This is a genomic window from Phenylobacterium sp. (assembly GCF_031360265.1).
Taxonomy (GTDB): Bacteria; Pseudomonadota; Alphaproteobacteria; order Caulobacterales; family Caulobacteraceae; genus Phenylobacterium.
In genome coordinates, this window is record NZ_JANMBF010000162.1 from 1 (window position 1) to 10967 (window position 10967).

Consider the following 10967-nt stretch of genomic DNA (forward strand, 5'->3'; position numbering starts at 1 on the left):
CCCCCCCAAGCCCCCTCCCCCCTGGGTTTTAATCACCCTCTGTGTTGTTCACGCGCTAAATATATAGCCCCGCCCCTTTTCTGTCCGGGTTGATTTGATCAAATACCCCCGGGACAGGGTCTAGGCCGGCGGGACCGAGGCCGCCGCCGCGGAACGAAGCGACGGGCGGGTCCAGGAACCCGCCCGCAGGGCTTGCATCATTGGAAGCGGGGGTGCGGAGACGGCAGACCGGCGTATCGCCGGTCTCAAGTCGGGGGGCGTCGCCGCCTCCGCATGCATAGAACACGTGCCGAAAGAAACCGTTCCCGTCGCCCGCGGAATATTTCCGACGCCCCCTGAACCGCCCGATCGCGCGACCTCTGTGGGGTCCGCCGCGTGTCAGGAACGACGGCTGGTGCCGGACGTGGCGAAGGCGAGGCGCCGGCAGCGCGTCTTCACGCGGTCTCGCCAACCGGGGCCTTCTAGCCATGACCGACCCTTCGCCGCCAGTGCTCAACCGAGCCAGACCAGGCGCCGGGCCGCGACGGGGCGTCATACCCGCGGATCGTTGAAGCGGTTCCCTGCAGAAATCCTAGGCCGCTTGTTTGGCGGCGTTGCGGGGATGGAAGAACAGGGCCTGCCCGATAGCCGCCTTCACCGTCTCCGGCTGGAAGGGCTTGGTGATCAGGAAGGTCGGCTCCGGCCGTTCGCCGGTCAGCAGCCGCTCAGGGAAGGCGGTGATAAAGATGACCGGGACATCGAAGCGCGCGAGGATATCCTTGACCGCGTCGATGCCGGACGAGCCATCGGCCAGCTGGATGTCCGCCAGGACCAGTCCGGGGGTTTTGCGGGCGACAGCATCGACCGCCTCGGCGCGGGTCGCGGCGATGTCCAAGACCGTATGACCAAGCTCGGTGACCAGGGCCTCGATGTCGGCGGCGATCACCGGCTCGTCCTCGATGATCAGCACGTCGGTGGCCAGTTCGGCATCGATTTCAGTCTGCGCTTCAGCGATCAGCTGTTCGATCTCCGAAAACTCGGCCCCGAGAATCTGCGAGGCTTCCGAGGGGGTGAACCCCTCAAGCGCGGTGAGCAGGAACGCCTGCCGGGAGCGGGGCGCGATCCGCATCAGCCGGCGCGTCGGATCGTCCTGGGCCGCATCTTCCTCGCCGCGACGCTCGAGCTGGGCGCCGCTGCTGCACCAGATTGCGTGGAACACCTGATAGAGGGCGACGCGCGGGGTCAGGTCCGCCTCCAGAACCCGTTCTCCCGCGGCCAGGGCTTCGAGCGCGACACGGACATAGTGGTCGCCGGTGGTCTGATCGCCGGTGAGGGCGCGGGCGTAGCGACGGACATAGGGCAAATGCGGAGCGAGGCGGGCAAGCAGACTCATGGGGCGACCTTTCCCATTGGCAGTGAACGCAGTGATTCTGGCTGCAACTGGCGATCCGCCATCTTAAGACATTCCCCCAGACAAAGCCGTATCGATGCAATCAAACGCCGGCGCGTGGAACCGGTTCCCAAGTCCAGGCGTTTTCCGCATCTTGGGCGTCATAGGCCGGGAACCTGAAGTGAAGCGGGGCGTTGATGGTCGACAGGAATGCCAAGAGGGGGCGGCCGCCGCGCAAGCGATACGCCGAAACTGCCATCGAAAACGTGCCTTCACCGATTCCGCGCACGCCGTCAGTGGCGCTTGACGAAGCGCGTCTGCGACAGCAGGCGATCGGCGTGCGGCTGCGCCAGATGTTCGACGATGTGGTCAACGAGGACGTGCCGGACGAATTCCTCGACATCCTGCGCCGGGCCGACAGTCGCACGGCGGAGAAGGGTTGATGTCGGCCCCGCCCGAGACGCGCCGGCCCTCACGGCCCAGCTCCGACGACGAGGGGTTCAAGCGTGAACTGGTCCAACTGATCCCGCATTTGCGCGCCTTCGCCCGCACCCTTTGCGGAGATCCGACCGCGGCCGACGACCTGGCGCAGGACGCCATGATGAAGGCGTGGGACGCCCGCGCCAGCTTTCAGATGGGCACCAATATGAAGGCGTGGACCTTCATGATCCTGCGCAACCAGTTCTATTCGGAAAAACGCCGGTCGTGGCGCCAGACCCAGCTTGACCAGGAAGCCGCCGAACGCACCCTGGTCGCGGTGGACGATCCGGAAGCCCCCGTCGCGTTGGATGAGCTGCGCCTGGGCCTCGCCATGCTGCCCGCGGAACAGCGCGAAGCGCTGATCCTGGTGGGCGCCGGCGGCTTCGCCTACGAGGAGGCCGCCGAGATCTGCAACTGCGCGGTCGGAACCGTGAAGAGTCGTGTAAGCCGCGCCCGCCGCGCGCTGCACGCCGTCCTGGAGGACGGATCCTATGATCGCGACGGTGCCTCGGCGGGAGACGCCATGCGGGCGATCCTGGCGGACGCGGAGCGACTAAGCACCGTTCGTTGAGGCCGCGCGGCGCCCCCTTCCTGGTCAAGGCCAACGGGACAGATCGCCCATGACAGATCGGTCGTGGAGTTCACTGAAGACGATCCGGGTGCGCCTGATCGCGGCCCTTGCCGCCGCCTTGCTGCCTGTCCTTTTGCTCGGCGTCATCCAGTCGGCCATCGGCTTCGATCGCGAGCGCGAGACCCTGCGCCAAAACCTGGGATTCGCCGCGGAACGCAGCGCGGCCACCGCGCGCACGCGCATGGAAGGCGCGGGCATTCTGCTGCAGACCTTGGCGCCGGGCGCCATCGGCTATCAGTGTGGCGCCCGTCTGGCTGAGGTGGCGCGACATATTCCCGGCTATGCCAATCTGGTGCGCTTCGATCGCCTCGGCCGCGTCGATTGCGCCGCGAACTATGTTCCCGAAGACGCCTTGCGGCAGCGGAAGTCCTGGTTCCAGCGGCTGGAGAACGGCGAGCCTCTGATCATCAGTCGTGACCCCGGCTCGGCCTTCGTCGGCGAGGCTGGGGCGACGCGGACCCGCGAGCCGGCGGTGCTGGCCGCGGTCCGGGCCGAAACGCCGGACGGGCGGTTTGACGGCGCCTTCGCCGCGGTCATCACGCTCGCCAGCCTGGAACCCTCGGTAAGCGATCCGACGCTTCCCGCCCATGCCGACGTCGCCCTGGCTGACGCGAGCGGCCGTTACATCAGCCTGACCGATGCAAAGGCTTTCCCGGCCCTGCCGGCCGCCTGGCGCACGCAGGTCCGGCAACATGGCGCCTTCGTCTGGTATGGCGCCGACCTCGCGGGGCAGCGCCGGGTCTACGCCGCGGCGCCCGTGGCGGGAGACGAGGTCTATGTGGTGCTGTCGGCGCATTCGCCGGGCATCCTCTCCTGGGCCTGGATCAACCCGCTTTCGGGTATTCTCTTTCCGCTGCTGACCTTCGCCCTGGCGCTGGCGACGGTGAGCGCGGCCACGGAACGCGTGGTGGTGCGGTGGATCGCCTACCTGCAACGGATCGCCGCGCTCTACGCCCGTGGCCGGCTGAGCGTGCGGCCCGTCCAGGCCGAGCACATGCCGCCGGAAATCCGTGAACTGGCCGAGACGCTGGAGCAGATGGCCGAGGCGATCGTCGGGCGCGATGCGACGCTGCGCGAAAATCTCGCGCACAAGGACGAGCTGATGCGCGAGATCCATCACCGGGTGAAGAACAACCTTCAGGTGATCTCATCGCTCCTGAGCATGCAGCAGCGCGCGCTCACCGATCCCGCGGCGCGGGCCGCCATGTCCGACACGCGTCAGCGGATCACCGCGCTGGCGCTGATCTATCGCGCGCTCTATCAGGGTTCGGATCTGAAGCGGGTGGATCTGCGGCCGTTTCTCGAGGAGCTCACCGCCCAGCTCCTGGCCGGCGAGCTGGCGCGCGGCCCGGCGGTCAGGACCGAGCTCTCTCTCGAGGCGCTGGTCATCGATCCGGATCGGCTGGCGCCCCTGGCCCTGTTCACTGTCGAGGCCATCACCAACGCCCAGAAGCACGCGTTTGCCGGTCGCGGGGGCGTGTTGCGGGTAACCTTCCGGGTCCGGGGCAAGGAGGCTGAGCTGGATATCTCCGACGACGGTCAGGCCGGGGAAGACGCCCTGACCACCTCGGGTGTCGGCCGCACGCTGATGACCGCCTTCGCCCGCCAGTTGCGCGGCCGTTCCGAACTGACACGCAACGCCGCCGGGGGGATCACCGCCCGGCTGCTGTTCCCGACGCCCGCGGCCGGCGCAAGCGAGCCTGAAACCCGAGTCGGGGGCGGGAACGTCGGGGGCGGGAACCAAGCGGCAGCATAGGCGTTCTGCCCATGAGATTTTTCAACCCCGGAGAACCCCATGCGTAAGATCGTCCTCTTTGCCGTCCTGGCCGCCAGCCTGTCCGTGGCCGCCTGCAACACCGTCGCTGGCGCGGGCAAGGACGTTTCGGCCACCGGCAAGGCCGTCACCAACACCGCCGAAGACGCTAAGCACTAGCGTGGCGGATCTGACGTTCGCCTTCCCGACGGGTCAGGCTCTGAGCGAACGTCAGATCCAAGACGCACATTGTAGTGCTAATCATCCCTCCTCTTGAGTGTTCAGGCCGGGGACATGGTGGACGGGTTTGATCGCGTGCTGACGTAGGTCGATCTGAGCCGGGACGTGGCGTCGGTAGCACAGGTCGAAGAGCCCGTCGGTGCTGGTGGTTCGGAAGGCCACGGCCCTTCCGGCGAAGGCCTTGGAAGTCCGCAGATGCGCCCCTCGAAGGCGATCTTGCCGTTCTGGTCGACCTTGCGGGCCTGGGCCTGCGGGTCGTTGTCCGGCGGGCTGATCTAGATTGGCCGCTAGGTGTCGAAATCGCCTTGAACCTGTACCGCATGGGCGAGCTTGAAGAGGCCTGCGCAGTGCTGCGGAACCCGCCGAGGACTACGCCGGCGTCCTGGTTGGCGCAGGCTGAGAGCGTGCGGAAATGGCTCGGGTGTCCGCCAGAGTCACACGACTAGAACGTCATGACTATTCCCGGACCGATGGCGAAGGGCTCACTTGGCGCGAAGACCCCGCCGACGCGGTTGTGCATGCCGAAACCGCTCATTTTGGCGGTACGCGTTCGCCTGGGTCCCGTAGCCTTTTTGGTACCGGGCGTTCGGGTGTCATTGCGGGCGAGTAGACCTGAATTCCGCTGTGAGCAAGGCGACCCGCTGCCGGCGCAGCTCAGCGGAAGAAGGCGGAGCTTGAACCTTTCGGTTGAGGAGGCCGCAGCGCTCGTAGGGGTGCGGCGCTGGACGTTCGGCCTATGGGAGAATGGCCAGCAGCGGCCCCAGGCGCGCTATCGCGGAGCGATCACGCGGTTCCTGGGCCAAGCCATAGCGCCCCGCCGCTGGAATGGACCTTCCTAGCCGATGAGACGCCGGACATGAGCTGCGAGGTCCAAGGTGTCGCCGCCGAAACTCGCGACCATCGCCGCAAGGAACTGTTCCGGCTCTAGCCGATCGAGATCAAGGGGGTGACCTGCCCGGTCGGAAAGCAGGGCCAGGAAGGTCAGCTGCGTCCGGCCGTTGCCCTCCCGGAATGGGTGGACGGCGTTCAAGGTCGCCAGGAACGCGGCGGCCTGATCGGCGAACGCTTTCGGCGACAAGCCCGATAGGCTTCCGTCGCAGGCGGAGCTCATGGAGGCTAAGCTTCGAATTGACCGCTTGGTCGAGCCCTATATTCGGCGGGCCGGGTTGCCGCGGTCAAACAGGCTTCCGGGAAAGGGAGGGCCGCTATGAAGATGTCTGTCTCAGATGCGGCGCGGCAGCTTGAAGAGCGAGGACTGCTTAAGCGAGAGCGTCATGACCACTCCAAGCGGGTCATTGAGCACGTGGGACATCTTCTCGGCCGCGAACTGCCAGCAGACCTGGTCAGCTTCTATCGTGAACGAGTCGCGCGCCTTGGCGAGTTCTATGCTCAGACGCCCGAGTGGAACGATCGAATGGGGTGGCGTTCGCCCGACAGTCTTGTGACCCCGTTGCTGCACACCAATGCCGTCCCGATATTCGACGACGGTTGCGGGAACCTCTACGGCCTGGATCTGACGCCCGGCGTCCAAACGCCGGCGGTCTACTTCTTCGATCATGAGCGCAGCTACGAGAAGCCCGAATGGGCGGCGGGGTCATCGCTCGGCGCCTTTCTGTTGCTCCTGGCGGACAGCGATCGCGCATATGCGGAGCATTGGCCGTCTCGCTGGGAACTGAAGATCGACCCCGACATCGAGAAGTGCCCACGTGCCCCGGCCATATGGGCGACACCCTAGGATGGGTTGGAGGCTCGGGGCGCATCTGCGCGTCGCGAAGTGACGGCCCCTCTAACCGTTCAGAACTCTCGCCGACGCGGCGGGGCATGCCCGAACCCGCTCGTTTTGATGCTCGCTGATGGCCTGGGTCCCTGCTTTCGCGGCGATGAGCGGGTTAGGGCGCCAGCCAATCCCCGCTCTTGCCGCCGGTCTTGGAGACCAGGCGCACCGTCTCGATGACCATGTCCTTCTGGGCGGCCTTGAGCATGTCGTAGAGCGTCAGGCAGGCCACCGAGACGGCGGTCAGGGCTTCCATCTCCACGCCGGTCGGGCCGGTGGTGGCGACCCGCGCGGTCACCGCCAGCCCGCCCGCGCCCGGTTCGACGCGCACCTCGACCTTGGAGAGCGCCAACGGGTGGCACATAGGGATCAGCTCGGCGGTCCGCTTGGCCGCCATCACCCCGGCGATCTCGGCCACCGCGCGCACATCCCCCTTCTTGCCCTCGCCGGACACCGCCAGGGCCAGGGTCGCGGGACTCATCTTCAGGAATCCCTCGGCCACCGCCTCGCGCGCCGTGGACGGCTTGCCGGAGACATCGACCATGCGCGCGCGGCCGGTCGCGTCCATGTGGGTGAGCTTGCCCAACACGCCAGCCCCCCTCAGGTCTCAAGCAATCGCGGCATCAGCTCGACCATGTTGCAGGGGCCGTGGCGACTGTCGAGCTGGGGGGCGATCACCTTGTCCCAGCCGTCCTTCACCGCCCCGTTGGACCCTGGCAGGCAGAACACGAACACGCCGCCGACGATCCCGGCGGTGGCCCGGCTCTGCAGGGTCGACAGGCCCACCGACTGATAGCTGACCAGGTGGAAGACCACGGAGAAGCCGTCGAGCCTTTTGTCGAACAGCGGCTCGACGGCCTCGGGCGTCACATCGCGGCCGGTGATCCCGGTGCCGCCGGTGGTGATGATCGCCTCGACGAAGCCCGACGCCACCCAGCCCTGGATCTTGGCGCGGATCTCCATGATGTCGTCGCGGACGATGGCCTTGTCGGCGAGCTCGTGCCCCGCCGCCTTCAGCCGCTCGGCCAGCACGTGGCCGGAGGTGTCGCTCTCCTCGTCGCGGGTGTCGGAGACGGTCAGCACCGCGATCCGCACGGGCTTGATCGCCAGCTTCTCGTCGATGCGACCGCCGGGGGTTAGGACGGGTGCGTTCATGGGCGTGTCTCCTTGTTCCACCGATCCAGATCGGCGTGGTCCTGCGCGCGGGGCTCGACCCAGCGGGCGCCGTCGGGGCCGTGTTCCTTCTTCCAGAAAGGCGCCTTGGACTTCAGGTAGTCCATCAGGAAGTCGCAGGCTTCGAACGCCTCGCGCCGATGGCGCGCGGCGGTGGCGACGAACACCACGGGCTCGCCGGGCGCGATCCTGCCCACCCGGTGCAGGATCAGCAGGTCGTCCAGCGAGAACCGGACCTTCGCGCGGTCGGCGGTCTTGCCGATCTCAGCCTCGGTGAACCCCGGATAGGCTTCAAGCTCGAGGATCGCCGTCGAGCCGGCGTCGGCGCGGGCCAGGCCGGTGAAGCTGGCGATAGCGCCCACCTCAGTCCGCCCCCGGGAGAAGTCGCTTAGCAGGGCGCCCGGGTCGAAGGGATCGAAGGTCAGCCGGATCATCCGCGGCGCCCCCTATCCGCCGCTCATCGGAGGCAGGAACGCGACTTCTGTGCCGGCGTTCAGGGCCGCGTCGCCGCGCACGATCACCTGATCCAGCGCCACCTGCACGCCGGCGCCGGCCAGCGCCGCGCCGAGGCCGGCGTCCTCGTCGGCCAGTCGCGACTTCAACGCCGAGAGGAAGGGACTGTCGATCTGCCGGTCGCGCCAGCCGGCCACGTCGCTCAGCCGTCCGAACAGCAGCACGCGGGCCACGGCTAGTGTCCCGATTCCGAAGTTCGCAGGCGCTTGTGGCAGGCTCCGACGAACTTCGGGATCGACGAGGACACTAGAAAAGCATTTGTTTCTAGCGTGCTTTTTTGGATCTGAAGTTCGCTCAGAGCCTGATCCATCAATAAGGCGAGCTTCAGATTCAGCACACTAGCCGCCCGTGGTGGACATGTGCCGGGCGACCGCGGGGGCCGAAGACCGGGCGATCAGGAAATCGTGGCCCTTGGGCTTGCCGTCGATAGCCAGGCGGATGGCGTCTTCCAGCTCGGCGTCGCTGGCCCCGCCACGGATCACCGCGCGCAGATCCGAGGCGTCGTCCTGGCCCAGGCACGAGTGCAGGGTGCCGGTGCAGGTCAGCCGCACGCGATTGCAGGCCTCACAGAAATTGTGGCTCATCGGCGTGATGAAGCCGAGGCGGCCGCCGGTCTCGGCGACCTCGACATAGCGCGCCGGGCCACCGGTCGACAGAGGCAGGTCCTTGAGCGTCCAGAAACTTTCCAGCTCCGAGCGCAAGGTCGTCAGCGACAGGTACTGGTCGGTGCGGTCGGCCTCGATCTCGCCCATCGGCATGGTCTCGATCAGGGTCACGTCCAGATCGCGGCCGTGCGCCCAACGGATCAGGTCGGGCAGTTCGGCGGCGTTGTCGTCCTTCAGCGCCACGGCGTTGAGCTTGACCCGAAGCCCGGCGGCTTGCGCCGCCTCGATCCCGGCCACCACCTTGGCGAGGTCGCCGCCGCGGGTCAGCTTGCGGAACAGGTCCGGCTTGAGGGTGTCCAGCGACACATTGATCCGCCGCACACCGGCCGCGGCCAGACCTTGCGCGAACTGGGTCAGCTGGGTGCCGTTGGTGGTCAGGGTCAGTTCTTCCAGCGCGCCGGAGGCCAGATGCCGCGAGAGGCCCTGGATCAAGCCCATCATCCCCTTGCGCACCAGCGGTTCGCCGCCAGTGATCCGCAGTTTCGTCACGCCCAGCCCGATGAAGGCGCTGGCCAGTCGATCCAGCTCCTCCAGCGTCAGCACCTCGACCTTCGGCAGGAAGGTCATGTGCTCGCTCATGCAATAGACGCAGCGAAGGTCGCACCGGTCGGTGACGGACAGGCGCAGATAGGTCACCGTGCGGCCATAGCCGTCCATCAGGGCGGCCGGGTTTCGCGGGGCGGCTTGCGGCGAAGGGGCGTCGTAGGGCGTCATGTATCTGCGAACATAGAGAGGATGGGCGCTTGGCGACAGGGGCGGCGTTGCAATCGGCGTTCGAAGCGGTGGTTCTGGCCGCCGGATCGGGCTCGCGGTTCGGCGGCGGCAAGCTGACCACCGCCTGGGGGCCGGGCGTTCTGCTGGAGGGCGCTCTGGCCGCCGCCTTCGCCGCACCGGTGCGTAGCGTCACGGTGGTGATCGGCGCCGAGGCCGAGGCCGTCTCGGCGGCGGCCCGGGCGTTCGACCCGCGCGCGCTGATCGTCCACGCCGCCGATCACGCGCAGGGCATGGGGGCCTCGCTGCGCGCCGGGATCGCCAGCCTGCCGCAGGATGCGGCCGGCGTGTTCGTGTTCCTGGGCGACATGCCGCGCGCGCCGTACGCGGTGCTGCGGCCGATGGCCGAGGCGGTGCGGGCCGGCGCCCTGGCCGCCGCCCCGGTGTTCCGGGGCCGGCGAGGCAATCCGGTGCTGCTCAGCCGCGCGCTGTTCCCGCGGCTGCTGGCGCTGACCGGCGACGCCGGCGCGCGCGGGGTGCTGCAGGACCTGGGCGATGGCCTGGCCCTGATCGACAGCCCCGACGACGGGGTGCTCTACGATGTGGATGTTCCGGAGGACCTTACCCGCTGACTTCCGCGTGGGCCGCCAGCGCCAGGTCGTCGGCGTGGACCAGGGGGCCGGAGGTGTAGCCCAGCGCCGCCTCGATGGCGTCGCTCTTCAGGCCACAGATCTTCTCGGCGTCCTCGGCTTCGTAGCGCACCAGGCCACGGGCGATCTCGTGGCCGGCCTCGTCGCGCACCACGACGGCGTCGCCCTTGTCGAAGCGGCCCTCGATGCGGCGCACGCCGGCGGCCAGCAGGCTCTTGCCGCGCCGCACGGCCTGGGCGGCGCCCTCGTCCACCACCAGGGCTCCGGCCGGCGCCAGGGAGCCCGCGATCCAGGCCTTGTAGGCCTGCGCCGGCGTGGTCGATGGCTCGATGATCGTGGCCCGTTCGCCGTCCTCCACCGCCCGCAGCGGCCGCGGCCGCTGGCCCAGCGTGATTATCGTGGCGCAGCCCGCCGCACTGGCGATCCGCGCGGCGGCGAGCTTGGTGGCCATGCCTCCGGTGCCCATGCCGGCGCGGGCGTCGGCGCCTCCGGCCATGGCCTCGATCTTGGGCGTCAGGCGCGTCACGCGGGGCAGATGCTCCGCCGACGGATCCTGCCGGGGATCCTTGGTATAGAGCCCGTCCACGTCGGAAAGCAGCACCAGCAGGTCCGCGCCGATCATCTGCGCCACCCGGGCCGCCAGGCGGTCATTGTCGCCGTAGCGCAGTTCCTCGGTGACCACGGTGTCGTTCTCGTTGACCACCGGGACCACGCCCAGCCCCAGCAGCGTCTCGACGGTGGCGCGCGCGTTCAGCCAGCGGCGGCGCACCTCGGTGTCGTCGCGGGTCAGCAGGATCTGGGCGGCGTGCAGGCCTACGGGTTCCAGCGCCTCTTCCCAGGCGCGCATCAGGGCCGACTGGCCGGCGGCGGCGGCGGCCTGTTTCTCGGGCAGGGTCAGGGCGCGTCTTGGCAGGCTGAGCCGTCGGCGGCCCAGGGCCACCGCCCCGGACGACACCACCAGCACCTGCTGGCCACGGGCGCGCACCCGCGCCAGATCGGCGGCGAAGG

General features: G+C 68.2%; 14 protein-coding genes. 6 read left to right on the forward strand and 8 right to left on the reverse strand.

Annotation, left to right across the window (positions count from 1 at the left end; translation table 11 throughout):
- Positions 1-571: 571 nt before the first annotated feature.
- Positions 572-1372 (reverse strand): response regulator, encoded by an 801-nt coding sequence (locus tag RMN86_RS14985; RefSeq protein WP_309606656.1) that lies wholly within the window; start codon positions 1370-1372, stop codon positions 572-574.
- A 194-nt stretch (positions 1373-1566) separates the two neighbouring features.
- On the opposite strand from RMN86_RS14985, the gene RMN86_RS14990 reads away from it, so the two are divergent.
- From RMN86_RS14990 to RMN86_RS15005, 4 genes are read left to right on the forward strand one after another with little or no spacing between them, the layout of a single operon-like run.
- Positions 1567-1812, forward strand: a complete 246-nt coding sequence (locus tag RMN86_RS14990) for a NepR family anti-sigma factor (protein ID WP_309606668.1) — start codon at positions 1567-1569, stop codon at positions 1810-1812.
- A complete protein-coding gene (locus RMN86_RS14995; protein ID WP_309606657.1) occupies positions 1812-2420 on the forward strand; it encodes a sigma-70 family RNA polymerase sigma factor in 609 nt (202 codons plus the stop codon). Before RMN86_RS14990 ends, RMN86_RS14995 begins: the two co-directional genes overlap by 1 nt.
- A gap of 49 nt (positions 2421-2469) precedes the next feature.
- Positions 2470-4236, forward strand: a complete 1767-nt coding sequence (locus RMN86_RS15000; RefSeq protein WP_309606658.1) for a sensor histidine kinase — start codon at positions 2470-2472, stop codon at positions 4234-4236.
- 39 nt (positions 4237-4275) lie between these two features.
- Entirely contained in the window at positions 4276-4413 is a 138-nt protein-coding gene (locus RMN86_RS15005) for an entericidin A/B family lipoprotein (RefSeq protein WP_309606659.1), read from the forward strand.
- Positions 4414-5308: 895 nt separating this feature from the next.
- Here the strand turns inward: RMN86_RS15005 and RMN86_RS15010 are convergent.
- Entirely contained in the window at positions 5309-5551 is a 243-nt protein-coding gene (locus RMN86_RS15010; RefSeq protein ID WP_309606660.1) for a Fic family protein, read from the reverse strand.
- Between the two features lie 129 nt (positions 5552-5680).
- Between RMN86_RS15010 and RMN86_RS15015 the strand changes: the two genes are divergently transcribed.
- Positions 5681-6208: an SMI1/KNR4 family protein gene (locus RMN86_RS15015; protein WP_309606661.1), complete on the forward strand. Its 528-nt coding sequence runs from the start codon at positions 5681-5683 to the stop codon at positions 6206-6208.
- 154 nt (positions 6209-6362) lie between these two features.
- On the opposite strand, the gene moaC is transcribed toward RMN86_RS15015, so the two are convergent.
- The 5 genes from moaC to moaA all read right to left on the reverse strand — a co-directional run bounded on the left by moaC (position 6363) and on the right by moaA (position 9312).
- Entirely contained in the window at positions 6363-6833 is a 471-nt protein-coding gene (gene moaC, locus RMN86_RS15020) for a cyclic pyranopterin monophosphate synthase MoaC (RefSeq protein ID WP_309606669.1), read from the reverse strand.
- A 14-nt stretch (positions 6834-6847) separates the two neighbouring features.
- Positions 6848-7402, reverse strand: a complete 555-nt coding sequence (moaB, locus tag RMN86_RS15025) for a molybdenum cofactor biosynthesis protein B (protein WP_309606662.1) — start codon at positions 7400-7402, stop codon at positions 6848-6850.
- Positions 7399-7854: a molybdenum cofactor biosynthesis protein MoaE gene (locus tag RMN86_RS15030; protein WP_309606663.1), complete on the reverse strand. Its 456-nt coding sequence runs from the start codon at positions 7852-7854 to the stop codon at positions 7399-7401. The genes moaB and RMN86_RS15030 overlap by 4 nt, the downstream gene beginning before the upstream one ends.
- Positions 7855-7866: 12 nt before the next feature.
- On the reverse strand, positions 7867-8106 hold the full coding sequence (locus RMN86_RS15035) for a MoaD/ThiS family protein (protein ID WP_309606664.1): 240 nt from the start codon (positions 8104-8106) through the stop codon (positions 7867-7869).
- 165 nt (positions 8107-8271) lie between these two features.
- Positions 8272-9312: a GTP 3',8-cyclase MoaA gene (gene moaA / locus RMN86_RS15040; protein WP_309606665.1), complete on the reverse strand. Its 1041-nt coding sequence runs from the start codon at positions 9310-9312 to the stop codon at positions 8272-8274.
- Between the two features lie 29 nt (positions 9313-9341).
- Between moaA and RMN86_RS15045 the strand changes: the two genes are divergently transcribed.
- Entirely contained in the window at positions 9342-9941 is a 600-nt protein-coding gene (locus RMN86_RS15045) for a nucleotidyltransferase family protein (RefSeq protein ID WP_309606666.1), read from the forward strand.
- On the opposite strand, the gene proB is transcribed toward RMN86_RS15045, so the two are convergent.
- A partial coding sequence (gene proB / locus RMN86_RS15050) for a glutamate 5-kinase (protein WP_309606667.1) occupies positions 9931-10967 on the reverse strand: 1037 nt, incomplete at its 5' end. The genes RMN86_RS15045 and proB overlap by 11 nt on opposite strands.